Annotated in this window: 23 protein-coding genes and 1 tRNA gene; 13 read left to right on the plus strand and 11 right to left on the minus strand. The window is 72.0% G+C overall.

Features of this window, described 5'->3' with window-relative positions; genetic code table 11:
• Positions 1-77 precede the first annotated feature (77 nt).
• Both ACS04_RS01260 and ACS04_RS01265 read left to right on the plus strand, forming a co-directional pair.
• Positions 78-2,060: a membrane protein gene (locus ACS04_RS01260; protein WP_048474553.1), complete on the plus strand. Its 1,983-nt coding sequence runs from the start codon at positions 78-80 to the stop codon at positions 2,058-2,060.
• Between the two features lie 107 nt (positions 2,061-2,167).
• Positions 2,168-2,371: a hypothetical protein gene (locus tag ACS04_RS01265; RefSeq protein ID WP_245236235.1), complete on the plus strand. Its 204-nt coding sequence runs from the start codon at positions 2,168-2,170 to the stop codon at positions 2,369-2,371.
• Between the two features lie 150 nt (positions 2,372-2,521).
• Here the strand turns inward: ACS04_RS01265 and ACS04_RS01270 are convergent.
• A tRNA-Arg gene (locus tag ACS04_RS01270) sits at positions 2,522-2,594 on the minus strand.
• Positions 2,595-3,205: 611 nt separating this feature from the next.
• Between ACS04_RS01270 and ACS04_RS01275 the strand changes: the two genes are divergently transcribed.
• Entirely contained in the window at positions 3,206-4,081 is an 876-nt protein-coding gene (locus ACS04_RS01275; protein WP_048474555.1) for an FAD binding domain-containing protein, read from the plus strand.
• 72 nt (positions 4,082-4,153) lie between these two features.
• Here the strand turns inward: ACS04_RS01275 and ACS04_RS01280 are convergent, their stop codons facing one another.
• Positions 4,154-4,636 (minus strand): RidA family protein, encoded by a 483-nt coding sequence (locus tag ACS04_RS01280; RefSeq protein WP_048474556.1) that lies wholly within the window; start codon positions 4,634-4,636, stop codon positions 4,154-4,156.
• A 31-nt stretch (positions 4,637-4,667) separates the two neighbouring features.
• Entirely contained in the window at positions 4,668-5,945 is a 1,278-nt protein-coding gene (locus ACS04_RS01285) for a M6 family metalloprotease domain-containing protein (RefSeq protein ID WP_048474638.1), read from the minus strand.
• Between the two features lie 247 nt (positions 5,946-6,192).
• Between ACS04_RS01285 and ACS04_RS01290 the strand changes: the two genes are divergently transcribed.
• From ACS04_RS01290 to ACS04_RS01300, 3 genes are all read left to right on the plus strand, one after another.
• Positions 6,193-6,951: a TetR/AcrR family transcriptional regulator gene (locus tag ACS04_RS01290; RefSeq protein ID WP_078864331.1), complete on the plus strand. Its 759-nt coding sequence runs from the start codon at positions 6,193-6,195 to the stop codon at positions 6,949-6,951.
• A gap of 103 nt (positions 6,952-7,054) precedes the next feature.
• Positions 7,055-8,593: an MFS transporter gene (locus ACS04_RS01295; protein ID WP_048474557.1), complete on the plus strand. Its 1,539-nt coding sequence runs from the start codon at positions 7,055-7,057 to the stop codon at positions 8,591-8,593.
• A gap of 450 nt (positions 8,594-9,043) precedes the next feature.
• Positions 9,044-10,021: a sigma-70 family RNA polymerase sigma factor gene (locus ACS04_RS01300; protein ID WP_048474558.1), complete on the plus strand. Its 978-nt coding sequence runs from the start codon at positions 9,044-9,046 to the stop codon at positions 10,019-10,021.
• A 99-nt stretch (positions 10,022-10,120) separates the two neighbouring features.
• Here ACS04_RS01300 and ACS04_RS01305 read toward each other — a convergent pair whose 3' ends face one another.
• Positions 10,121-11,083: a helix-turn-helix transcriptional regulator gene (locus tag ACS04_RS01305; protein WP_048474559.1), complete on the minus strand. Its 963-nt coding sequence runs from the start codon at positions 11,081-11,083 to the stop codon at positions 10,121-10,123.
• A gap of 64 nt (positions 11,084-11,147) precedes the next feature.
• Here ACS04_RS01305 and ACS04_RS01310 point away from each other — a divergent pair, with 64 nt between their 5' ends.
• From ACS04_RS01310 to pfkB, 3 genes are all read left to right on the plus strand, one after another.
• Positions 11,148-12,629 (plus strand): MFS transporter, encoded by a 1,482-nt coding sequence (locus ACS04_RS01310; RefSeq protein ID WP_107438499.1) that lies wholly within the window; start codon positions 11,148-11,150, stop codon positions 12,627-12,629.
• A 119-nt stretch (positions 12,630-12,748) separates the two neighbouring features.
• Positions 12,749-13,507, plus strand: a complete 759-nt coding sequence (locus ACS04_RS01315; protein ID WP_048474561.1) for a DeoR/GlpR family DNA-binding transcription regulator — start codon at positions 12,749-12,751, stop codon at positions 13,505-13,507.
• A complete protein-coding gene (gene pfkB / locus ACS04_RS01320) occupies positions 13,504-14,454 on the plus strand; it encodes a 1-phosphofructokinase (RefSeq protein ID WP_048474562.1) in 951 nt (316 codons plus the stop codon). The genes ACS04_RS01315 and pfkB overlap by 4 nt, the downstream gene beginning before the upstream one ends.
• 52 nt (positions 14,455-14,506) lie before the next feature.
• Here pfkB and ACS04_RS01325 read toward each other — a convergent pair whose 3' ends face one another.
• Positions 14,507-15,286: a DUF6227 family protein gene (locus tag ACS04_RS01325; protein WP_048474563.1), complete on the minus strand. Its 780-nt coding sequence runs from the start codon at positions 15,284-15,286 to the stop codon at positions 14,507-14,509.
• A gap of 192 nt (positions 15,287-15,478) precedes the next feature.
• Between ACS04_RS01325 and ACS04_RS01330 the strand changes: the two genes are divergently transcribed.
• Positions 15,479-16,120, plus strand: coding sequence for a vitamin K epoxide reductase family protein (locus tag ACS04_RS01330; RefSeq protein ID WP_048474564.1), 642 nt, complete (start codon positions 15,479-15,481; stop codon positions 16,118-16,120).
• Positions 16,121-16,195: 75 nt separating this feature from the next.
• On the opposite strand, the gene ACS04_RS01335 is transcribed toward ACS04_RS01330, so the two are convergent.
• Positions 16,196-16,606: a rodlin gene (locus ACS04_RS01335; protein WP_048474565.1), complete on the minus strand. Its 411-nt coding sequence runs from the start codon at positions 16,604-16,606 to the stop codon at positions 16,196-16,198.
• A 281-nt stretch (positions 16,607-16,887) separates the two neighbouring features.
• On the opposite strand from ACS04_RS01335, the gene ACS04_RS38030 reads away from it, so the two are divergent.
• Together ACS04_RS38030 and ACS04_RS01345 are read left to right on the plus strand one after the other, a co-directional pair.
• A complete protein-coding gene (locus ACS04_RS38030; protein ID WP_053080660.1) occupies positions 16,888-17,475 on the plus strand; it encodes a hypothetical protein in 588 nt (195 codons plus the stop codon).
• Positions 17,476-17,642: 167 nt separating this feature from the next.
• Positions 17,643-17,882: a chaplin gene (locus ACS04_RS01345; RefSeq protein WP_048474566.1), complete on the plus strand. Its 240-nt coding sequence runs from the start codon at positions 17,643-17,645 to the stop codon at positions 17,880-17,882.
• Between the two features lie 103 nt (positions 17,883-17,985).
• Here ACS04_RS01345 and ACS04_RS01350 read toward each other — a convergent pair whose 3' ends face one another.
• The 5 genes from ACS04_RS01350 to ACS04_RS01370 form a co-directional block, all read right to left on the minus strand.
• Entirely contained in the window at positions 17,986-18,333 is a 348-nt protein-coding gene (locus tag ACS04_RS01350) for a hypothetical protein (protein WP_048474567.1), read from the minus strand.
• A 167-nt stretch (positions 18,334-18,500) separates the two neighbouring features.
• Positions 18,501-19,658, minus strand: coding sequence for a chaplin (locus ACS04_RS35170; RefSeq protein WP_053080662.1), 1,158 nt, complete (start codon positions 19,656-19,658; stop codon positions 18,501-18,503).
• Positions 19,659-19,777: 119 nt separating this feature from the next.
• Positions 19,778-20,011: a chaplin gene (locus ACS04_RS01360; protein ID WP_078864332.1), complete on the minus strand. Its 234-nt coding sequence runs from the start codon at positions 20,009-20,011 to the stop codon at positions 19,778-19,780.
• Between the two features lie 246 nt (positions 20,012-20,257).
• Positions 20,258-20,668: a rodlin gene (locus tag ACS04_RS01365; RefSeq protein WP_048474569.1), complete on the minus strand. Its 411-nt coding sequence runs from the start codon at positions 20,666-20,668 to the stop codon at positions 20,258-20,260.
• A 150-nt stretch (positions 20,669-20,818) separates the two neighbouring features.
• Positions 20,819-21,061 carry a chaplin gene (locus ACS04_RS01370; protein WP_245236236.1) on the minus strand — a complete coding sequence of 81 codons (243 nt, stop codon included), beginning with the start codon at positions 21,059-21,061 and terminating at the stop codon, positions 20,819-20,821.
• Positions 21,062-21,235: 174 nt separating this feature from the next.
• Here ACS04_RS01370 and ACS04_RS01375 point away from each other — a divergent pair, with 174 nt between their 5' ends.
• Entirely contained in the window at positions 21,236-22,369 is a 1,134-nt protein-coding gene (locus ACS04_RS01375; protein WP_048474570.1) for a DUF3344 domain-containing protein, read from the plus strand.
• The last annotated feature ends 22 nt before the right edge of the window (positions 22,370-22,391 follow it).

Here is a 22,391-nt window from a genome sequence, read left to right on the forward strand (position 1 = left end):
CGGCACGCAGAAGTTCGATCGATGCTCCGGTGAACCCGGGGAGTCCGGGAAGTCCGGGGAATCCGGGGAGTAGGGCAGTGACCACCGCTGAGCAGCAGGGCCAGGGTGACCGGGGTGCGTCCGGAGCCGCCGGTGGCGGCGATGTGCCCGGGGCCGCGCCCGGCGGCACAAGGGCCGTCCCGCCCGCGGCGGTCGCGACGCCCGCCGCACCCGGCCCGGCACCCGGCGCCTCCGCCTCCGCCTCCGCTTCCACCTCCGCCAACGGCGCCGTCTCCGCCTCCGCGGGTTCCCGCTTCCTCGGCCTGCTCCGCCGCCACCCCGTGCTCGTCGCCACCGCCGTGGCCGCCCTCCTGCACGTCATCTGGTTCTTCAGCTTCGCCAACAGCGGCGGCGACCTGGCCGCGCAGGACGCCTGGGCCGAGTTCGTCGGCCGCCACCCGGACTCGGCGTACAACCTGGCCTGGTACGGCGGCATGCACCCCGTCTCGTACAGCGTGGTCTCCCCGTACGTGATGCACATGATCGGCGTGCGGACCACGATGATGGCCGCCGGTACGGTCTCGGCCGGGCTGCTCGCGCTGATCCTGACCCGCAGCCGCGGCACCGTCCGCGAGCCGCTGTGGCCGGCCCTCGCCGGGGTGTACGGGCTGCTGTGCAACGCCCTGTCCGGCCGGGTCACCTTCGGGCTCGGCGCGATGTTCGCGCTCGCCGCGGTCGCCGCCGTCTTCTGCTGGCCCCGCAAATGGGCGGAGCGGCGCTGGGCCAAGGCGGCCGTCGCGGCCCCGCTGGCCGCTCTCGCGACGGCCTCCAGCCCGGTCGCCGGGCTCTTCCTCGGGGTGATCGCGGCCGCGCTGTTCCTGAGCCGGCGGCGCCCGGGGGCGTACGCGCTGGGTCTCGCCCCGGCGGCGGTCGTCGGGCTGTCGGCCTGGCTGTTCCCGTTCTCCGGGACGCAGCCGATGAAGCTGGGCTCGGCCGCGCCGCCGTTCGTGTTCGGGCTGGCGATCCTCTTCCTCGTACCGAAGCGGTGGAAGACGGTCCGGATCGCCTCCGCCGTGTACGCCTTCGGAGTGCTGCTGACCTGGGCGATCGACTCGCAGGTCGGCTCGAACGTCACCCGGCTGGTCATGCTGTTCGGCGGGGCCGTGCTGCTCGCGGCCCTCCCGTACGCGGTCCCGCGCAGCCGGCACTGGTACGCGGTGCTGTTCGCGTTCATCGGGCTCAACGTGTGGATCACCGCCAACAGCATCACGGACATCGTCCGCACCACCCCGGTGGCCGCCTGGAACCGGGAGCTGGCCCCGCTGGTCGACCAGCTGCAGAAGGCGGACGCGGCGCGCGGCCGGGTCGAGGTGGTACCCGCCAGCAGCCACCGCGAGTCCTCCGCCTTCCCCTCGCACGTGAACCTCGCGCGCGGCTGGAACCGGCAGGCCGATCTGGAGCGCAACCCGCTCTTCTACGACGACACCCTCACGGCCGCGAGCTACCGGGAGTGGCTGGACCGCTGGGCCGTGCACTACGTGGTGCTGCCGGCCGACAAACCCGATTCGGGCGGCGAGGACGAGGCGAAGCTGGTGCGCGAGGGGCTCCCGTACCTGGAGCAGGTGTGGGGCGACCGGAACTGGCGGCTGTTCAAGGTCGACGCACCGACGGACCTGGTGTCCGGGCCGGCCACGGTGGTGCGGGCGGGTGCGGACCAGCTGGTCGTGGACGTGAAGGCGGCCGGGCGGGTGTTCGTACGGATCCCGCACTCGCCGTGGCTGGGGCTGGTGGACGGGGAGGGCAAGCCGGTGCCGCCGCCGCAGGAGACCTTCGCGTCGAAGGCCCGGGGCGGGGGCGCGGGCTCGGGCGCGCTGGGCAGGGAGTACGCGAACACGGCGGGCTGCCTCTTCAAGGCCGCCCCCGACGCGGCGGGCGACGTCTGGACGGAGCTGCTGGCCCCGGGGCCGGGGGTGTACCGGGTGGCGGCGAAGTACCAGCTGCCGCGGGGGACGCCCTGCCCGGAGGAGCTGACCCGGTGGCTGGCGGGCCAGCCGCAGCGCCCGGCCGCGCCGCGGCCCTGACCGGCTTGATCGCGAGTTTTTACGCTCGGTCCGGGTGCGTTGCTCCGCATATCTGCATAAGATCCCAATAGTCCGATTGGGTGCTTCCCGAGGGAGTTGACGACGGGATGAGCAAAGCGCAGCAGAGGCAGGATTTCCGAGAGGCCTTCCAGGCCCAGGAGCCGGATCGGCCGCCACGCCCGGCAGGCCACGTCTTCGACGGGCTGGTGCGGAGCAAGGTCAAGGGCGGAGCGCACACCAAGGCGGCCCTGAAGCGGGCCGGTACTCCGCAGGGTGACCGCATCGGTGAACGCAGCAGAGGCCTGAGCTGATCCCGAGACCCAGAACGCGCGTCTGACGCCCCAGCCCTCCCGGCCCCGGCCGGGAGGGCTCTCGCACGGCTCCGGCCGGCGGCCACCCCACCGACGACGTCATCATGCGGAAGGGCACCCACCGACTCCGGCAGGTGCCCTTCTCCACTGTGCCCTCGGCAGGATTCGAACCTGCGACACCGGCTTTAGGAGAGCCGTGCTCTATCCCCTGAGCTACGAAGGCGGGGGCTTGACGAAAACGTTGCGGGAAACCCCAGAGGGATCGCCGGAGCCGCTTCGGCAAGCGTGCTGGCCAGATGACGTGCGCCCGCCCGGCTGGAACTGCCCTCGCGGACACTTTCCCCGGCACACGCCTGGTAGTCGCCTGACCGCTGACAGCCTAGCGGATCGTGCTGGGAGTGGTCGCATGGATTGCCGCAGGCACGGATCGGAGCCGAAGGCACGGTCGTGACCTGGGGGTTCTGAAGCCAGGGCACCCGAGCGTGGAGGCCGGGTACGCGGTGAAGGACGCGGGGGACGGCCGCGCGTCCGTGCTGTCTTCTCCAGAGGCCGGGGTCGAACTGGCCGTGCACGGACCTGGATGCTCTCGAGGACGCGGGCCTTGGCCGCACCGCAGCGCGTGGCGGAGGCGACGGACCCGTGCAGTTCGTTCCTCCTGAGACATGCGGAAGTGCCTTACCGCGATGGCGGCTTCGTCCGGCAGATCCGGTCGGCCCTGCGGGCCCGGCTTCCCGCGGTCTCCGACGAAGGGCGGCCTCTGGCCGCGACGCCTCCGCGCCGGGGAAATGCGGACGGGTCGGTTTGAGGTCGAACGTGACGGTCCATGGGACTCCCATGGAATTCCTTCGTCCCGCCGGCTGGGAGGAGGCGCTCGCCGCCAAGGCCGCGCACCCCACCGCCGTGCCCATCGCCGGCGGTACCGACGTCATGGTCGAGATCAACTTCGATCACCGCCGGCCCGAGTACCTCATGGACCTGAGCCGCATCGGGGCGCTGCGGGAATGGGAGGCCGGCGAGGACGTCGTACGGCTCGGGGCCTCCGTCCCGTACACGCAGATCATGGAGCACCTGCGGACGCCGCTCCCGGGCCTGGCCCTCGCCTCGCACACCGTCGCCTCGCCGCAGATCCGCAACCGCGGCAGCGTCGGCGGCAACCTCGGTACGGCCTCCCCGGCCGGTGACGCGCACCCTGCGCTGCTCGCCGCCGGTGCGCAGGTCGAGGTCGAGTCCGTACGGGGCTCCCGGCTGGTCCCCATCGACGAGTTCTACACCGGAGTCAAGCGCAACGCCCTCGCCCCCGACGAGCTTATCCGGGCCGTGCACGTCTCCGTGGCCGACGGGCCCCAGCAGTTCTCCAAGGTCGGCACCCGCAACGCCATGGTCATCGCCGTCTGCGCCTTCGGCCTGGCCCTGCACCCGCGGACCCGGAGCGTCCGCACGGGCATCGGCTCGGCGGCGCCCACGCCGGTCCGGGCGAGGACGGCCGAGGAGTTCCTGGCCGCGGCCCTGGACGAGGGCGGGTTCTGGGAGTCCCGTACGGCCATCAGCCCGGCGATCGTCAAGCAGTTCGGGGACCTCGCCGCCGCGGCCTGCAACCCGATCGACGACGTGCGCGGCACCGCCTCGTACCGCCGGCACGCCGTGGGCGTCCTGGCCCGCCGCCAGCTCCTGTGGACCTGGGAGGAGTACCGCGGCCGCGGAGCCGCCTGAGCCCGCGCACCAAGGCGCCCCGCCGCGCCCTGTCCCGCCCCAGCGCGCCCCCCGCCCCGCCCCGCAGGATCCTCACACGGCCATCGGGGTGTGCAGCTCCACGACGACCTCCACCTCCACCGGCGCGTCCAGCGGCAGCGCCGCCACCCCCACCGCGCTGCGCACGTGGATGCCCGCGTCGCCGAAGGCGGTGCCGAACAGCTCGCTGGCCCCGTTGACCACGCCCGGCTGGCCGGTGAACCGCGGATCGCTGGCCACGAACCCGACCACCTTGACCACCCGCTTGACGGCCGACAGGTCGCCGGCCACCGAGGCGATCGCGGAGAGCGCGTTCAGCGCGCACTGCCGGGCCAGCCACTTGGCCTGCTCCTCGGTCACCTCGGCGCCGACCTTCCCGGTCAGCGGCAGTGCGCCGTCCACCAGCGGGAGCTGGCCGGAGGTGTACACGTGATGTCCGTTGACCAGGGCGGGCACGTACGCGCCCAGCGGGGCGGGGGACTTCGGGAGGGTGAATCCGGCCGCGGCCAGCCGCTCCTCGGGGGTACCGGTCGTCATCCTGCTCTCTCCTCGGTTCGGTCGCGCGCTCTCAGGGGCGGGTGATGCGGACCTGGAAGCTGCCGTTGCGCAGCTCGCCGACCACCGAGACGCTGATGCCGTTCTGCTCGTCGGTGAAGGTCTCACCCGGCCGGAACGGCGCGTCCGACAGCTCGCCGTGCACGTTGGGCCGCCGGGTGCAGCCGCCGCTGCCGACCGCGCTGTCCGAGACGGCGACGGGCCCGCGCCCGGTGTCCACCTGCGAGTCCACCTTGTAGATCAGGACGCCGGGCTTGCAGACCGCCTCGTCGTTCCCGGCCTGGGTGCGCACCTCGACCGCGTACCCGGCGGTATCCGACAGCGGTACGAAGGCCAGCTTGGTGCCGCCCTCCACCGCCAGCGGGGTCAGGGTGTGGTCGCTGACGCCGGATTTCGAGGCGCAGCTGATCTGGGAGCTGTCCAGCCAGCCCAGCTTCCACTTGTGCCAGCCCAGCAGGTCGTTGTTGGCTCCCCAGTCCTCGCTCATGATGTCCCAGTGCCCGACCGAGCCCCCGCCGTCGGAGGTGTAGAGGTCGGGCAGCCCGAAGACGTGCCCGTTCTCGTGCGGGAGCACGCGGAAGCCGGTCTCCCGGTACGTGCCGGAGCCGTCGTCCTGGCGGCTGTAGACGAAGGACGTGTTGGCGAGCGGTACGCCGTCGGCCATCGGGGCCTCGGCGTTCCCGGAGAAGGTCACGGAGAGCACGGTGTCCAGGGCGGACGGTCCGGCGTTGGGCGTGACCAGGACGTTGATCAGGTCGTAGCGGCTGAAGTCCACCTCCGCGTCGGCGGCCTTCACGATGTGCTCGACGAGCTGGCGGTAGCCGGGCTCGTACGCGGACCCGCGCCCGATCCCGTACGCGGCGAACGGCATCGGCATCCGCAGCCAGGTCCTTATGGGGGCCTCGGCCCGGTACGTGAGCCGCCCGTACGAGCTGGTGCGGAACCAGTCGGAGGTCTGGGGGAAGAACTCCGCCATCCGGTCGAGCGCGGTGCCCTCGCCCTTGGCGTCCGGGAAGTCGATCATCAGGTTCAGTGCGCGGACCTCCCCGGTCGAGCGGGAGTACCCGGGCGGGGTCGGCAGTCCCTCGGACATCTGGACGCCCATCGCGCCGGTGATCCGGCAGGGCGCCAGCGCCGACTCGGCGCTCGTGGCCACCGGTCCGGCGGCGGAGTGGCTCCGGCTGGATATCCCGGTGCTCGCGGTCGCGGTGATCCCGAGGGCCAGCACGGTGAGGCCGATGTACGCGCCGGCGCGGCGTGGTGTGCGTATCCGGTGGCGGGTCTGCGGCATGGAGATCGCCTTCGGGTCCGCGGCAGCCGGCCGGGCCCGGACTGCGCTCTGTGCGATCACCCTCCGTCGGCTGCGGCGCGCCCGCGCGTCGGGTGCGTCCGAACGGGAGGTGGCATGTGACCCAGGTCACACAAGAGAGTGAAATAACCGGGGACGCAATCCCCGTTTGTACGGGAGTCCCGCAAAGCGGGGACCGACTCCCCGTTTGGGGGGCGGGTACGAGACCCAAGGTCCAGGGAGGCCTCGCATGAAGCGCCCCACCACCTCGGCGGCGGCCCTGTCCGCCCCGGAGGCGGCCGTGGACCTGTCGGCGGCGGAGCTGTGCCCCCACCCGGCGGACGCGGCCGGCGCCCCGGCGTGCTCCCCGGCCGCGGAGGCCGGCCCGGTCCCACGTCCGCGCGCGGACGCCGTGCGCAACCGCGAGCGGATCCTGGTGGCGGCGCGCGAGGTACTGGTGGAGCAGGGCTCGGCGGCGCCCTTCGACGAGATCGCCCGCCGGGCGGGCGTCGGCAACGCGACCCTCTACCGGCACTTCCCCGACCGTGCGGCCCTGGTCCACCACGTCGTGCTCTTCGTCATGGAGCGCGTCACGGTCCAGGGCGAGGACGCCCTCGCGCAGGAGGCCGACGCCTTCGCCGCGCTGTGCCGCTTCACGCACGCCGCGGCGGACGAGCGGATCGGCGCCCTGTGCCCCATGCTCGCCGGGGACTTCGACGGCGAGCACCCCGAACTCATCGCGGCCCGCGAGGCCTTGACGGAAACCGTCGAGACCCTCGTGACCGCCGGTCAGCAGGCCGGGCTGGTCCGGACGGACATCGGTGTCGGCGACCTGATGGTCGCCCTCTCCCAGCTCAGCCGGCCCCTGCCGGGCATCTCGTGCATGGCGGTCGAGGGGTTCGTGCACCGTCATCTCCAGCTGTTCCTGGACGGGTTGCGCGCACCGGCCCGCTCCGAACTGCCGGGCGAGGCGGCCACCCTCGAAGACCTGAGGCAGAAAACCATGTGACGCGCGGGGTCGCGCCCGCTAGCGTCGTAAACCCGTCTAAAACAGCGTCAAGCAGTCCAAAAGACTTCGTTTCAGTCATTCCGCACAGTAAGTGGGTATCCCCATGTCAAAAACAGCCGCGCCCGCGCCGCTGGCTGCCGAGCCCAGTCGCTGGAAGGCACTCGTCTTCATAGCCCTGGCCCAGCTGATGGTCGTCCTCGACGCGACGATCGTGAACATCGCCCTCCCGTCCCCCCAGACCGCCCTCGGCATCTCCGACGGCAACCGCCAGTGGGTCATCACCGCGTACGCGCTGGCCTTCGGAGGACTCCTGCTCTTCGGCGGCCGCATCGCCGACAAGTGGGGCCGCAAGAACGCCTTCATCGTCGGCCTCATCGGCTTCGCCCTCGCCTCCGCGCTCGGCGGCGCCGCCAACGGCGAGGCGATGATGCTGGGCGCCCGCGCCCTCCAGGGCGCCTTCGGCGCACTGCTGGCCCCGGCCGCGCTCTCGCTGCTGGCCGTCATGTTCACCGACGCCAAGGAGCGGGCCAAGGCCTTCGGCATCTACGGTGCGATCGCCGGTGGCGGTGGCGCCGTCGGCCTGATCCTCGGCGGCTTCCTCACCGAGTACCTGAACTGGCGCTGGACCTTCTTCGTCAACATCCCGTTCGCGATCATCGCGGCCGTGGGCGCGTGGATGATCATCCGGGAGCCCGCGGGCGGACGCAACCGCGCACCGCTCGACATCCCCGGCGTGATCCTGTCGACCACGGGTCTGGTCGCCCTGGTCTACGGCTTCACCCGCGCCGAGTCGGCCGGCTGGTCGGACGCGCTGACCGTGACCATGTTCGTCGCCTCGGCCCTGCTGCTCGCGGCCTTCGTGCTCGTCGAGTCCCGCGTGAAGTCCCCGCTGCTCCCGCTGCGCGTCCTGCTGGAGCGCAACCGCGGCGGCGTCTACCTCTCGCTCGGCCTGGCCGTCATCGCGATGTTCGGCCTGTTCCTCTTCCTCACGTACTACCTCCAGGTCGTGAAGGGCTTCTCGCCGGTCAAGACCGGCTTCGCCTTCCTGCCGATGATCGCCGGCATGATCACGGGTTCCACCCAGATCGGTGCCCGTCTGATGACCCGGGTCCCGCCGCGGCTGCTGATGGGCCCGGGCTTCCTGCTCGCCGCCACCGGCATGCTGCTGCTGACCCAGCTGGAGGTCGGCTCCTCCTACCCGGCGCTGATCCTGCCCGCGCAGCTGCTGCTGGGCCTCGGCATGGGTACGGCGTTCATGCCGGCCATGTCGCTGGCCACCCACGGGGTGAACCCGGCCGACGCCGGTGTCGCCTCCGCCATGGTCAACACCTCGCAGCAGGTGGGTGGCGCCATCGGCACCGCGCTGCTGAACACGATCGCCGCCTCGGCGACGACCGCGTACCTGACCGACCACGCGGCCGAGGCTGCGGCGGGCGGCCCTGCGGCGAAGCTGATCCAGGCCCAGGCGATGGTGGAGGGCTACTCCTCCGCCATCTGGTGGGCGGTAGGCATCCTCGTCGCCAGCGCGACCATCGCCCTGACGCTCATCACCACGGGCCGGCCGGGCGCCGGCGGTCCGGTGGCCTCCGGTGACGGCGCAGGCGCGGACGCCGAGGTGAAGATCCCGGTGATCGCCCACTGACGCCGCCGCGCGGCTCGGGGAGCCCCCGGGAATGACTGACGACCCCCTGTCGTCCACCTCGTGTGGACGACAGGGGGTCGGTCCGTTCCAGGCCCCGCGCGGACGGCCGGGGAGCACCCCGCGACGGGCTTTCGGAGCGTTCGGTGCAGTTCGGAGGGGAATGGGTTGGTTGTACAGGCAACCAGAAGGGGCCCGGTGGTCGTCTTCGGGGGTGGAGTGAGCGGCCACGGCAGGCACCGCACGGTGTGACGGCGGTCACCTGGGCGCGGCGGCGGGGCAGGATACTGCAAGATCTCCAAAAAGAGGGACCGGCGTGGGAATTCTGTCCCGATTCCAGTCGTTGTTTCCTTCGGAAGCGGGCACTCGGGAGAGTGTCCAGGGAACGCACCGCGAAGACACCCCGCGTTCCGGCAGCCGCACCGCGACCTAACTCATTGCAAGGGAGCACGCATGGCAACCCGCGCCGTCGCCCGTAGTCAGTCCAGGGGCAGCGCCCGCGCTGTGGGCGGGGAGATCGCCGACCGCGACCTGGTGGGCATGTACCTCGACGAGATCGCGCGCACCCCGCTGCTCGACGCGGCCAAGGAAGTGGAGCTCTCCCAGATCATCGAGGCGGGCGTGTACGCCCGGCAGATCCTCGACGGGGAGATAGACCGTGAGGGCGAGAGCCCGGCCCGCGAGGAGCTGGAGGCCATCGCCGCGGAGGGGGAGCGGGCCAAGGAGATCTTCATCCGCTCCAACCTGCGCCTCGTCGTGGCCGTCGCCCGCCGCTATCCGCGCAGCGGCCTGCCCCTGCTCGACCTGATCCAGGAGGGCAACGCCGGCCTGGTGCGCGCCGTCGAGAAGTTCGACTACGCCAAGGGCTTCAAGTTCTCCACGTACGCGACGTGGTGGATCCGCCAGGCCATCACCCGCTCCATCGCCGACCAGTCCCGCACCATCCGCCTCCCCGTCCACCTGGTCGAGGAGCTCGGCCGGATCCGCCGCGTGCAGCGCGAGTTCAACCGCGAGAACGGCCGGGACCCGGAGCACGCCGAGATCGCCGCCGAGCTGGACACGACGGAGAAGCGCGTCGGCGACGTCCTGGACTGGGCGCGCGACCCGGTCAGCCTGAACATGGCGGTGGACGACGAGGGCGAGACGCAGTTCGGCGACCTCCTGGAGGACACCTCCGCGATCTCCCCCGAGCAGTCCGTCCTGTCCCTCCTGCGCAGCGAGGAGCTGGAGGACCTGCTGGGCAAGCTGGACCAGCGCACCGCGTCGATCATCAAGATGCGGTACGGCATCGAGGACGGCCGCGAGCGAACCTTGACGGAGGTCGGCAAGCAGCACGGGCTGACCCGCGAGCGGATCCGGCAGATCGAGAAGCACGCCCTGCTGGAGCTGAAGCGGATGGCCCACGACACGGGCTTCGACGCGGTCGCCTGACCCGGGCCGACCGCCCCCCGAACGAGCCCCCGGCGCCCACCCCCCCGGCGCCGGGGGCTCCCCCCTGCCCCTGCTCGCCCCCCTACCCACCGCCCGTACTCACCCCTCCGGCGCCGGGGCCGGGCCCACCGCCGCCATGAGCCGGGACGCCAGCGCGCGCGCCGCCGCGGCCAGGATCTCGGGGGTGTGCACCGTGAAGGGGACCGCGGTCAGCGCCAGCCGGGCCGCCACCCACTCCGGGGAGTCCCCGCTGGAGAACCGCACCCGGCAGCCCCCGCCCACCGGCTCCGCGTGCTGGCGCAGCCACCCCGGCAGCACCTCCGCCGGGGCCCCGAACGAGACGTCCACCGCGTAGGTCTCCCCGCTCCGCAACCCGCGCCGTACGAACTCCGCCGCGTCCACCGGAAGCTCCCGCGGCGCGAACCGGGCGCCCGTCGCGAACGGCTCCGCCACCCGGTCCACCCGGAACGTCCGCCAGTCCCCCCGGTCCAGGTCGTACGCCACCAGGTACCACCGGCTCCCGGTGCTGACCAGCCGGTACGGCTCCACCAGCCGCTTCGAGTCCGCCCCGTCCCGCGCCCGGTACGCGAACCGCAACCGCTCGGGCCCCGCCACCGCCGCCGCGATCGTGGTGAGCGTCCGCGGGTCGATGCTCGGCCCGTCCCCCCGGGTCACCGCGATCGTCGCCGACTGCAGCGCCCCCACCCGGCGCCGCAGCCGCCCCGGCAGGACCTGCTCCAGCTTCGCGAGGGCCCGTACGGACGCCTCCTCCACCCCTTCGATCGCGTGCCCGGCCCCCGCCCGCAGCCCGACCGCGATCGCCACGGCCTCCTCGTCGTCCAGCAGCAGCGGCGGCATCGCGGCCCCGGCCACGAGCCGGTACCCGCCCTCCGCGCCCAGCGTGGCCTCCACCGGATAGCCCAGCTCCCGCAGCCGCTCGATGTCGCGGCGGATCGTGCGCGGGCTCACCCGCAACCGCTCCGCCAGCTCGCTCCCGGGCCATTCGCGCGGGGTCTGGAGGAGGGAGAGCAGGGTCAGCAGCCGTGCCGGGGTGTCGGTCATACGATCCACATTGCCATGGGAAATAGGACACCATCTGGCCTAGATGGCGTCTAGGTTTCCTTCCATGACCTCCGAGACCACCTCGCCCGCCGATCGCCGCCGCTGGCTGGCGCTAGCCATCGTGATGACCGCGTCCTTCATGGACCTGGTCGACGTCACGATCGTCAACATCGCGATACCCAGCATGCGCCAGGACTTCGGCGCCTCCACCAGTGCGATCCAGTGGATCACCGCCGGCTACGCGCTCGCCTTCGCCGCAGGCCTGATCACGGGCGGCCGTCTCGGGGACATCTACGGGCGCAGGCGCCTCTTCCTCGTCGGCGTCGCCGGCTTCACGGCCGCCTCGCTCCTGTGCGGCATCGCGGCCGACCCCGCCATGCTCGTCGCCTCCCGCCTCCTCCAGGGCGGCATGGCGGCCATGATGGTGCCGCAGGTCCTCGCGATCATCCACGTCACCTTCCCGCCGCACGAGCGCGGCAAGGTGTTCGGCATGTTCGGCGCGATCGTCGGCCTCGGCGCGGTCTCGGGGCCGATGCTCGGCGCCCTGCTCACCGAGTGGAACCTCTTCGGCCTCGAATGGCGCACGATCTTCCTGATCAACCTTCCCGTCGGCATCGCGGCCGTGATCCTGGGCCGCAAGTTCATCTCGGAGTCCAAGGCCCCCAAGGCCCTGCGCCTGGACCTGGTCGGCATGGTCCTCGCGACCCTCGCCCTGGTCATGCTGATCTTCCCGCTCACCCAGGGCCGCGAGAACGACTGGCCGCTGTGGGGCTTCGTCTGCATGATCGCCTCGCCGCTGGTCTTCGCCGCCTTCATCGCATACGAGAAGTACAAGATCAAGAAGGACGGTTCCCCGCTCGTCGAGCTCTCCCTCTTCCGGATCAAGAGCTTCGCCGGCGGCATCACGGTCCAGCTGGCCTTCGGCCTGGCGACCGGCATCTTCTTCCTCGTGTGGACGCTCTACATGCAGATGGGCCTCGGCTGGAGCCCGCTGCGCGCCGGCACCACCGGCATCCCCTTCTCCATCGCCGTCTCCGTCGCCGCCGGCCTCTCGGTCGAGAAGCTCGTCCCGCGGTTCGGCCGCAAGGTGCTCCAGGCCGGCGCGCTGACCATGGCCGCCGGCCTGCTCCTTTACATCTGGGAGTCGCAGCACTACGGCATGGGGATCGCCTCCTGGCAGATGGCCGCGCCGCTGGTCGTCATGGGCGCCGGCATGGGCCTGATCGTCGCACCGCTGAACGACACCATCCTGTCCCAGGTGCCGCGCGAGCACGCCGGCTCGGCCTCGGGCCTGATCAACACCACCGGCCAGATGGGCAACGCGCTCGGCCTCGCGCTGACCTCCGTCGTCTTCTTCGGCTCGATCGCGGACGACCGGGTCCTCGGCGCACCGTACGTCGAGGCCTTCCGCGGCGCGCTGTGGTGGGTCGTGGCGGTGCTCGTCGTGATCTTCGCGGTGATGTTCGTACTGCCGCGCAGGCAGATCCCGATGGAGGAGCGTGAGGGCGGTACGCAGGCCCCCGCCACCGAGGCCGTCCCGGCCTAGAGCCTCCCGAACCCCTCCGGGCATGTCCGCTTCTGTTGGCGGGCATGCCCGTTTGGCTTTGTATGTTCCGATATCGGCGTAGGGTGGGGTGTAACCCGCCGAAACGGACGTGAACCCACATGTACGCACCGGAGCGCCGGCAGGAGATCCTCCGGCTCGCCCACGCGGCGGGCCGGATCGACGTCCTCTCCCTCGCCGACCGCTTCCAGGTCACCGCCGAGACCGTACGCCGCGACCTCAAGGCCCTGGACCGGGCCGGCCTGGTCCGCCGCGTGCACGGCGGGGCCATCCCGGCCGGCCGCCTCGACTTCGAACCGGACCTCACCGAACGCGAGGCCACCCGCGCCGGCGAGAAGGACCGCATCGCGACCGCCGCCCTCGCCGAGATCCCCGAGGGCGGGAGCATCGTCCTCGACGCGGGCAGCACCGTCGCCCGACTCGCCGCCGCTCTCCCCGTCGACACCGCGCTCACCGTGGTCACCCACGCGCTGCCCGCCGCCGCCCGTCTCGCCTTTCATGCCGGCGTCGACCTCCACCTCGTCGGCGGCCGCGTCCGCCACCGCACCCGGGCCGCCGTCGACGCCTGGGCGCTGCGCGCCTACGCCGAGATCCGCGCCGACGTCGCCTTCCTCGCCGCGGGCGGCTTCTCGGTGCACGGCCTGTTCACCCCCGACCTCGCGGAAGCCGCCGTCAAGCGGGCCGCGATGGCAGCCGCCCGCCGGGTGGTGCTGCTCGCCGACTCCTCGAAGGCGGGCCGGGAGCACTTCGCGTGCTTCGGCTCCTTCGCGGACGTGGACCTCCTGATCACCGACCAGGGGCTCGCCCCTGCCCAGCAGGCGGCCATCGAGGCCGCCGGTACGGACATCGTGCTCGTATGATCCTGACCGTCACCCCGAACCCCTCCCTCGATCGGACCTACGAGGTCCCCTCGCTCCACCGGGGCTCGGTGCTGCGCGCCACCGGCGACCGCGTCGACCCCGGGGGCAAGGGGGTCAACGTCTCCCGCGCGGTGGCCGCAGCCGGAGTCCTCACGACGGCGGTCCTCCCGCTGGGCGGCGTCGCCGGCGCGCTGATCGCCGAACTGCTGGGCGTACAGGGCGTGGACGTCACGGCGGTGACGGTCGCCGGGCAGACCCGCTCCCACATCGCGCTGGTCGAACCGGACGGCACCCTCACCAAGATCAACGCCCCGGGCCCCGCGCTCACCGCGGAGGAATCCGCCCTCCTGCTGGAGACCGTCCGCACCGCCGCCGGCCGGCCCGACTGGATCGCGGCCTGCGGCAGCCTCCCGCGCGGCCTGCCCTGCGACTGGTACGCCGCCCTGGTCACCCGCGGCCACGAGGCAGGCGCCCGGGTCGCCCTCGACACCTCGGGCCCAGCGCTGACTGCCGCCCTCCCGGCCCGCCCGGACCTGGTCAAGCCGAACGCCCCGGAGCTCGCCCAGGCGGTCGGCCGCCCGCTGACCACCCTCGGCGAGGCCATCCGGGCGGCCCAGGAGCTCCGGTCCCGGGGTGCGGGCGCCGTGCTGGCCTCGCTCGGCGCGGACGGGCAGCTCCTGGTGAGCGCCGAGGGCACCTTCCACGGCACCGCCCCCGTCACCGCCGTCCGCAGCGACGTCGGGGCGGGCGACGCCTCCCTGGCCGGGTTCCTGACCGCCGGCGGGACCGGCCCCAAGGCCCTCGCCTCGGCCCTGGCCCACGGGGCGGCGGCGGTCCGGCTCCCGGGCAGCGCCATGCCGACCCCGCAGGACCTGTGCCCGCAGGAGGTCCGCGTCACGGAGAACCCGCACCCGGAGCTCCGCCTCTCCGCCCCAGCACGTCCCTGAGGGGCGGTCACCGCACCCGTGCGCATGCGCTCACCGCCCCGTGCGTCCGCGGTCACCGCACCCGTGCGCGCAGCTCCATCGCGCCGCGCGCGGCCGCCTCGCTCTCGTACACCTCGCACATGTGCCGCCCGTCCGGCGTCGCCGTGTGCTCGACCTCCCACAGGCTGAGCTCGCTGCCGTCCAGCAGCACGAACGAGTGCTCGTACAGGTTGAATCCCGTGCCCCGGCCGTCCGTCGTGAAGGGCCGGGTCCCGAACGCCTGGGTGATCTGGTGCGCGTACGCCGAGCGCAGCAGCAGCGCCGTCTCCTCGCCGGGCCGGTCCGCGTTCTCCGCGCGCCGCAGCACCCGGCGGGCGTGGTCGGCGGACTCCTCCACCGCGTACTTCCGGTGGCGCCGCGCCGGAGCCGTCGCCGCGAACAGGGCGCTCAGCCCCGCCACATCGGCGTCCGACTCCTCTTCGGCCGCCGACGCCGGATCCAGATCCGGGTCGAACGCCGCCTCCGCCGGGGCCTCGCCGAACAGCCGGGCCACCGCCAGGCAGGCCTGCGCCTTGCCGACGAAGACCTCGTGCCGGATCGTCCGGTCGCCCGCCAGCCGGTACACCAGCTCCCACAGGGAGGCCGAACCGCCGTCGGACAGCAGGTACGTGTGCCGGTGGGTCTCCCGCCACAGGCCCGCCGCCGGACTGTGGTGGGTGGCGTACAGCGAGGAGCTGTGGGCGAGCGCCGTACCGAGGCGCTCGACCAACCGGTCCGGCAGGTCGAAGGAGTTGAGGGCGCGGCCCAGGAGTCGCTCGAGGTGCGCCTCGGTTGTCTCGTACGGATCGCTCAAGGTGGGTCTCCAGGCCGTCGCAGCTTGTGACTTAGCGGAAGCTCAACGTAGCCCCTGGGTCTGACATCACGTCCGGGGTTCGTTAAAACGTCCGGGAAGCATCAGGGGTTCCCACCACCCCTTCAGGTCAACTTGACCCGGGATGTGCATGGTTCGCCCGGGTCTGTGCCGGAGCGCGGGAACATGGGCCGTATGGCAACGAAAACAGTGGGCCTTCCCCGCCAACAGGGAGCGCCCTCCCGTCGGGACGAGGACGAACCGGAGTCCGGCCGGCGGCCGCCCGCCTGGCTGCTGGTGCTCACCGGGGCCGCCGGGGTGCTGGCGTCCTGGGTGATCACCCTCGACAAGTTCCTCCTGCTGGAGGACCCGGACTTCAAACCCGCCTGCAGTCTGAACCCGGTGGTCTCCTGCGGCAGCGTCATGAAGAGCGACCAGGCGGCGGCCTTCGGGTTCCCCAACCCCCTGCTGGGGCTCGTGGCGTTCGGGGCCGTCGTGTGCGTCGGCGCGGGACTCCTGGCCGGCGCCCGCTACCGCGGCTGGTTCTGGCTGGGACTGCACGCCGGGATGCTCTTCGGGGTCGGCTTCTGCACCTGGCTGATGGTCCAGTCCCTGTACGAGATCAACGCGCTCTGCCTGTGGTGCTGCCTGACCTGGACGGCCACCCTGCTGATGTTCTGGGCCGTCACCGCGCACAACGTCCGCACGGGCGCACTGCCCGCCCCCGGCCCCGTACGGACCTTCTTCGCCGAGTTCGGCTGGGCCCCGCCCGCCCTGCACATCGGCGTGATCGGCATGTTGATCCTCACCCGGTGGTGGGAGTTCTGGACCGGCTGACGGCCCTGCACGCCCGAGGGCCCCGGCAGCTGGACGCTGCCGGGGCCCTCGTCACATCGCTCCACGCAGCGGAGGTCAGCTGCCGCTGGAGAGGTTGCCCGACAGCACCGGGATGTTGTCCAGGATGTGGGAGAGCGGCTCGTCGCCCTTGGCCTGGGTGGAGTTCTCGGTGCACTGCTGGTTCATCGGGTTGGACAGGACGTTGATGTCCTGGACGCCGACGTTGACCAGGGCGAGGATCGACTGCGCGTTGACCTTGACCGGCAGACCGATGCAGGGCTTGTTGAGGGTGCCCTGGACCAGGCCGAGCTGCGGGCTCATCGCGCCTTCGGTCTTCTGGTTGCCGTAGATCTGCTGAGCACCGTTTCCGTTGACGGTGTTGATCCCGTTGTCGTTGCCGATGGCCATGGCCGGGGCCGCAACAGCAGCGCCCGCGCCGACGGCGGCGGCGGTGACCGCGGCAGCAGTCATGATCTTCTTGAGCATCATTGGTCCTTTTGTCGCACGAGTGCCCGCTAGTGGAGCGCCCTGGTCAACTGCCCTCCCCGGGGGTTGGTTCCGCTGCTTCACTCAAACGGCCCGTCGCGGCCGAAGATTTCCCCGTCCCGGGTGAGCCTTCTGCGGACGCGTGCGCGAAGCCCGTACGCAGCGCCCAGAGGCGGGCGGGCGGCCCGCGGTCCGGTTGCGCTCCGTTGAAGGTGTTCGCACGGTGGGTGAGGAAGCGGATCGCTCGGGTCCGCCTCTGTGCGACCACCAAAGGAACAGCCATGCACCGCACGAAGCCGTCCCGCGTCCGCGTCCTCGTCCCGTCGGCCCTCGCCGCCGTCATACTCTCCGGCGCGGCCGCCCCCGCGGGCGCCGCGGACGGTGACACGGCCGCCGCCGTCCGGCACAGGATCGCGGCCGTCCAGCAGCAGGTCGACCGCCGCGCGGCGGCCGCCGGGCCGCTCGACGACCTCCTCGCGCAGATCACGGCCATCCTCGACGGGCTCACGAAGTCCCTGGAGGGGCTCCTGCCCGGGGTGAAGATCCCGCCGATCTCGCTGCCGACCCTGCCGAGCCTTCCGGCGATCCCGGCCATCCCGGCGCTGCCGATCCCGTCCCTGCCGGAGGTCCCGGCGATTCCCGAGATCCCGGCGATCCCGGAGGTCCCCGTCTCCCCGCCGGCGGCTCCGGTCTCCAATCCGGCCGCGCCCGCCGCCAAGCCGGCGACTCCGGCGTTGCCCGCCGTCCCGGCGAAGCCCGTCAGTCCGGTCAAGCCGGTCAGTCCGGTCAAGCCCGTCAGTCCGGCGAAGCCGGCCAAGCCCGACCTCACGCCGGTGGAGATCACGCCGGAGCTCCCCGCCCTCCCGTAGCGGGGAGGCATGATCGCAGATGAACGGCCGAAAACCGCGCGCGATTACGACTATTGAGCTGAACAGGTTCGATCGCGCGCGGGGCCGTGTCGTTCGGGACGCTGGACCGTTTCGCTCGGTGTGAGCCCCACGTCGGGGCAGAACATCGAACAGAAGGTGCACTTCCCATGAACTCTGCCAAGAAGGCCGCCCTGGTCCTGGCCACCGCCGGTCTCGCTGCGGCCGGTGCCGCCGGCTCCGCCATGGCCGACTCGTCGGCCGAGGGCGCGGCCGTGGGTTCGCCCGGTGTGGCTTCGGGCAACCTGGTCCAGGTCCCGGTCCACGTCCCGATCAACGTCTGCGGCAACTCCGTCAGCGTGATCGGCCTGCTGAACCCCGCGTTCGGCAACGTCTGCGTCAACGACTGACGTCAGTCGGCACACCTGACTGTGGGCGCCACCGGCCTCGCCGGTGGCGCCCACAGTTCTTTCTCTCCCGCGGATCCCGCCGGGGGCGGGGGACCGGACCGGCTCAGTGGGCCCCGCCGTTGAGGTGGACTCCGCCGAGCAGCGGGGAGGCCTCCGTGGCCCCGTTCGCCACCTTGAGCACCTCGCCCGGAGCATCGTTGCGGACCTTGTTGACGCGCTGGGCGGTGTCCACGACCTTGGTGACGGTCTCGCCCTGCTCGGCCAGCCCGTTGCCCAGCGTCTGTGGGAGCGACTCGGTGACCGGGGCCAGCGAGTTGACGGCCTCGGTGGCACCGCTCGTCAGACTCATGGGGGGCATCGCGACCGGCGCCGCTGCCGCGAAGGCGGGAGCGGAGGCGCCGAGGGCGGCAACGGAGCCGGCGATGACCGCGGCGACCTTCGTGAGCTTCATTATCGAAATCCTCTTCTTTCGTGGACAGAGGTGTCAGCGGAGACCGTCGCGCCGCTTTCGCCCTGGGTAACGATTACCCGCCGCTGCGGAAACGCGTACGGCAACGGCCGGAGATCCCGACGAGGGATTCTCCGGCCGATATTTCTTCCGATTACCGGTATTGCCGGTCAGGCGTTTCGGGACCTCCGGTACAGAATGGCGCCGCCCAGGATGAGAGCCGAGGCGAGGGCGGCCGCGGCGCCGGGCTGACCCGCACCCGTCGCGGCGAGCTCCGGCGCGGACGCCTGCGCCGGAGCGGGCGCCGGAGCCGGTACGGGCGCGGGGGCGGCCGGGGTCACCGGGGCGGGAGCCGGCGCGGGCGCCAGGTGGATCGGGGTGTCACCGGCGGGGGCGGCCGGCGGCTGGTCGGCGGGACGGACGACCTCGGGCGCCGGGGCGGGCGCCGGGTGCTCCTCGAAGTGGCTGCCGTGCGGCGGCGCCGGTACGGGGCCCTCCTCGCCGACCGGCGCGGGGGCCGGGAGCGGGCGGGGCGCCTCCGCGACCGGAGCGGGGAGCGGTACGGGTGCCTCGTGGACCGGGGCCGGCAGCGGCATCGGAGCCGGGACCGGGGCCGGCGCGGGCACCTCGTGCACCGGGGGCTTCGGCTCCGGGTGGGGGAGGGGCTTCGGCGCGGGGTGGGGCTTCGGCGCCGGGTGCTCCGCCTCCGGCCTGGGCTGCGGCTTCGGGTGGGGACGCGTCTGCGGCCGCTCGGGAGCCGGGGGAGCGTGGTGGGCGGCCGGCGCCGGGGCGGGGAGGGCGTGCGGTTGGTCGTCGCACTCCTCCTCGTCCGAGCTCCCGTAGCCGTCCTCGTGGCGCGGCTCCTCGTACCGGGGGGCGGCGTGCCGCGGCGCGTGGTGGCGGGCCTCCTCGGGGCGCGGCTCCTTGTGGCGCGGCTCCTCGTGGCGCTGCTCGGGCAGCGCGTGCCGGCCGCCCTGGTGCTCTTCGAGGTAGCGCTCGAACGCCTCGGCGTGTTCCGGGCTGAGGTAGCGCTCGTATGCGTGGTCGTAGTCGCGGTCGGCGGCCGAGCCGGTCGTGGTGGCGCACGTGTTCCCCATCGCGGGGTTGAGCGCCGCCCCGCCGTCCACGCTGTTGCCGCACACGTTCGGCGCGAGGGTGATCGGTACCGAGACGCTGTTGCCGGACACCACGCCCGGCGACTGCGAGGCCTCGGCCATCGCCCCCGGGTGCGCGTAGGCCGCGCCGGTCGCGATCGACAGCAGGCTCGAGGCCGCCGCCGCCGTGAGCACCCCCTTGCCCAGTACCTGTCGGCTCAGTACCTGTCGCATGGGTCCTTCCCTGTCTACCGGCACTCCCGCCGGTGCTTAATCGAAGGTGGCCTCGGAGTGCACCGCCGTGCACTCCGAGGCCACCCCGAGGAGGTTTGCCCTTGCGGGCAGGCGCTTCGTCAGGCGTTGACGCAGGTGTTGCCGAACGCGGGGTTCAGCAGGGCGATCACGTTGACGGTGTTGCCGCAGACGTTGACCGGGACGTGCACCGGAACCTGGACGAGGTTCCCGGAGAGCACGCCGGGGGAGCCGATGGCCTGGCCGTCGGCAGCCGCGTCGGCCATGGCGGGCGAGGCGGCACCGGCGGCCATGAGAACGCCGGCGGCCAGCACCACTGCCTTCTTGTACGTCATGAGATTTCGATCCTTCCCGCAGGGGCGTGTCCACTGCAGAAACAACAACGAGTGGGTCCGGAAAAAGAAACAGGCGACTTTCGCGAGTGGCTCCGCGAATTCACCCAGGGCGTACGCCGGCCGGAATTCCCGACGGATTGACGCGCTATTCGCGGCGGGGGCGGGAGGGGCGGGTGCGCGGCCCGGACAAGCGGCGAGGCCGCCGCGACCCGGAGGGTGCGGCGGCCTCGCGTGCGCGGGCTGCGGTCAGCTGCCGGCGGAGGCGTTGCCCGACAGGACCGGGATGTTGTCCAGGATGTGCGAGAGCGGCTCGTCGCCCTTGGCCTGGGTGGAGTTCTCGGTGCACTGCTGGTTCATCGGGTTGGACAGGATCGGGATGTCCTGGACGCCGACGTTGACGAGGGCGAGGATCGACTGCGCGTTGACCTTGGCCGGCAGCGCGATGCAGGGCTTGTTGAACGAGCCCTGGATGAGCGCCATCTGGGGGCTCATGTTGCCGTAGGTGGCCTGGTTGCCGTAGATCTGCGAGGCGCCGTTGCCGTTGACGGTGTTGATGCCGTTGTCGTTGCCGATGGCCATCGCCTGAGGGGCCATCGCGGCACCGATGCCCACGACCGAGGCTGCGGCAGCCGCGGTGGCCATCATCTTCTTGATCATTGTCGTCCCTTTTTTGCTGGATTGCCCGGTGGTGCAGCACCCGGGTCAACGCCCCGGTCCCGGCTCGGGTTGCGTGGCTTCACCCGGATGCCTGGGTTTCGAGCGGCCTGATTGACGGTTCGGCTGACAGTCGGACCGCCGGACCCCCGGTCAGGCGTTGACGCAGGTGTTGCCGAACGCCGGGTTCAGCACGCCCACGAGGTTCGCCGTGAGGCCGCAGACGTTCACGGGGACGTGGACCGGGACCTGGACCAGGTTGCCGCTCAGTACGCCGGGGGACCCTGCCGCGAGGCCCTCGGCCCCGGCGTCCGCGGAGGCGAGGCCCGCGCCGCCCATCAGCACCGCAGTGCCGGCGACCGCCAGGGTGGTGCCGCGCATCAGCCTCTTCTTCATCTCCGTTTTTCCTTTCGGTTCGAACAATGGTGCTCCGCATAACGACCCGCCGCCTGCGAGGGTGCGTGTTATCGCCCAAAAGGCCGTACGAGCGAGTCCGGCGTGATTTCCCGCCTGCTTTCTGACAAAGTTCACTTCTGTTTTGTCCCCTTGATCGAAAATGGAGACAGGGTCATGGGTTCGTCCCGCGGAATCCTCGGCATGCTCGGCCTGCTGTCCTGCCTCGCACTTTCGGTGAACGTCCCGGTCGCGGCCGCCTCCGCCGCCTCCGCCGCGGCCCCGCCGGGCCCCGCCGCCCCGGCCGCGCGGGAAATGGCCAAGGTCCCCTTCGCCCAGCGTTACCAGGCCGTCCAGCGCGGCGGACTGGTCCGCGCCTCCAACTCCTCCATCGCCTGCCGCAGTGCGCAGGCCCCGGACGCCGAGCCGTGTGCCGAGGTCAGCCGGGGTGCGGCGGGGGTCAACGGCGATTTCGACATGTTCTACAGCGAGGTCGACAAGGACCCCGACACCTACAACTCCACCCGGGCCGAGCTCAAGGTCCCGCAGGGCGCGAAGGTCTCGTACGCCCGCCTGTACTGGGGCGGGAACCTGCGGGTTGGCGAGCAGAAGCCGCCGGAGGACAACGGCCGGGTGCTGGTCGCCGAGCCGGGCGGGGCCTACAAGGAGGTCCTCGCCGACACGGTGATCGGCCACCGTTCGGACGCGGGCAGCGATGCCTACCAGGCTTCGGCGGACGTGACCCCGATGGTCCGCAAGGGCGGCGCCGGAATGTGGACGGTGGCCCAGCTGAACATCGCGATGGGCCACTCCGAGGTGGGTGCCTGGGGCGGCTGGACGCTGGTCGTGGCGTACGAGCACCCCCAGGAGCCGGTGCGCCGGATCTCGGTGTGGGACGGCTTCGAGCAGATCGCCGCGGGCGCCGGCCCGGCGGCGGCCGACACGGTAGAGATCGCGGGCCTGGACGCGGCCGCCGGTTCCGCGGGGAAGGTCGGGGTGGTCGCGTACGACGGGGACCGCGGGACGCTCGGGGACTCACTCACGGTGACCTCCGACAGTGGCCGCCGGGTGGCCATCAGCGATGCCGAAAATCCTTTTAATGATGTTATGAATTCCACGATCACGGAATTCGGCGATGCCTCGTTCGTGCGACAGCCCGAACATGTGAACAATCTCGGATATGACGCGGACGTGTTCGACCTGAGTCCCGCCCTGTCCGGTGGCGCCCGCAACCTGAGCTTCAGGTTCACGGGCGAAAGCCAGGGTCAATTCCTCGGCGTGCTCTTCGTTCAGACAGACGCGCGCCGCTGAACGTAGGAGACCACTCCGCGTG

The organism is Streptomyces roseus (assembly GCF_001044425.1).
GTDB classification, from domain to species: Bacteria; Actinomycetota; Actinomycetes; order Streptomycetales; family Streptomycetaceae; genus Streptomyces; species Streptomyces roseus.

What these genes read in the sequence shown, in the direction of transcription:
- ACS04_RS01290 (WP_078864331.1), top strand. Translation starts at nt 6,193, where the DNA reads ATGAAGCGCCCCACCACCTCGGCGGCGGCCCTGTCCGCCCCGGAGGCG.
- ACS04_RS01345 (WP_048474566.1), top strand. Translation starts at nt 17,643, where the DNA reads ATGAACTCTGCCAAGAAGGCCGCCCTGGTCCTGGCCACCGCCGGTCTC.
- ACS04_RS01370 (WP_245236236.1), bottom strand. Translation starts at nt 21,061, where the DNA reads ATGAAGAAGAGGCTGATGCGCGGCACCACCCTGGCGGTCGCCGGCACT.
- ACS04_RS01310 (WP_107438499.1), top strand. Translation starts at nt 11,148, where the DNA reads ATGACCTCCGAGACCACCTCGCCCGCCGATCGCCGCCGCTGGCTGGCG.
- ACS04_RS01365 (WP_048474569.1), bottom strand. Translation starts at nt 20,668, where the DNA reads ATGATCAAGAAGATGATGGCCACCGCGGCTGCCGCAGCCTCGGTCGTG.
- ACS04_RS01315 (WP_048474561.1), top strand. Translation starts at nt 12,749, where the DNA reads ATGTACGCACCGGAGCGCCGGCAGGAGATCCTCCGGCTCGCCCACGCG.
- pfkB (WP_048474562.1), top strand. Translation starts at nt 13,504, where the DNA reads ATGATCCTGACCGTCACCCCGAACCCCTCCCTCGATCGGACCTACGAG.
- ACS04_RS01360 (WP_078864332.1), bottom strand. Translation starts at nt 20,011, where the DNA reads ATGACGTACAAGAAGGCAGTGGTGCTGGCCGCCGGCGTTCTCATGGCC.
- ACS04_RS35170 (WP_053080662.1), bottom strand. Translation starts at nt 19,658, where the DNA reads ATGCGACAGGTACTGAGCCGACAGGTACTGGGCAAGGGGGTGCTCACG.
- ACS04_RS01375 (WP_048474570.1), top strand. Translation starts at nt 21,236, where the DNA reads ATGGGTTCGTCCCGCGGAATCCTCGGCATGCTCGGCCTGCTGTCCTGC.
- ACS04_RS01330 (WP_048474564.1), top strand. Translation starts at nt 15,479, where the DNA reads ATGGCAACGAAAACAGTGGGCCTTCCCCGCCAACAGGGAGCGCCCTCC.
- ACS04_RS01350 (WP_048474567.1), bottom strand. Translation starts at nt 18,333, where the DNA reads ATGAAGCTCACGAAGGTCGCCGCGGTCATCGCCGGCTCCGTTGCCGCC.
- ACS04_RS01265 (WP_245236235.1), top strand. Translation starts at nt 2,168, where the DNA reads ATGAGCAAAGCGCAGCAGAGGCAGGATTTCCGAGAGGCCTTCCAGGCC.
- ACS04_RS01280 (WP_048474556.1), bottom strand. Translation starts at nt 4,636, where the DNA reads ATGACGACCGGTACCCCCGAGGAGCGGCTGGCCGCGGCCGGATTCACC.
- ACS04_RS01300 (WP_048474558.1), top strand. Translation starts at nt 9,044, where the DNA reads ATGGCAACCCGCGCCGTCGCCCGTAGTCAGTCCAGGGGCAGCGCCCGC.
- ACS04_RS38030 (WP_053080660.1), top strand. Translation starts at nt 16,888, where the DNA reads ATGCACCGCACGAAGCCGTCCCGCGTCCGCGTCCTCGTCCCGTCGGCC.
- ACS04_RS01275 (WP_048474555.1), top strand. Translation starts at nt 3,206, where the DNA reads ATGGAATTCCTTCGTCCCGCCGGCTGGGAGGAGGCGCTCGCCGCCAAG.
- ACS04_RS01305 (WP_048474559.1), bottom strand. Translation starts at nt 11,083, where the DNA reads ATGACCGACACCCCGGCACGGCTGCTGACCCTGCTCTCCCTCCTCCAG.
- ACS04_RS01295 (WP_048474557.1), top strand. Translation starts at nt 7,055, where the DNA reads ATGTCAAAAACAGCCGCGCCCGCGCCGCTGGCTGCCGAGCCCAGTCGC.
- ACS04_RS01335 (WP_048474565.1), bottom strand. Translation starts at nt 16,606, where the DNA reads ATGCTCAAGAAGATCATGACTGCTGCCGCGGTCACCGCCGCCGCCGTC.
- ACS04_RS01285 (WP_048474638.1), bottom strand. Translation starts at nt 5,945, where the DNA reads ATGCCGCAGACCCGCCACCGGATACGCACACCACGCCGCGCCGGCGCG.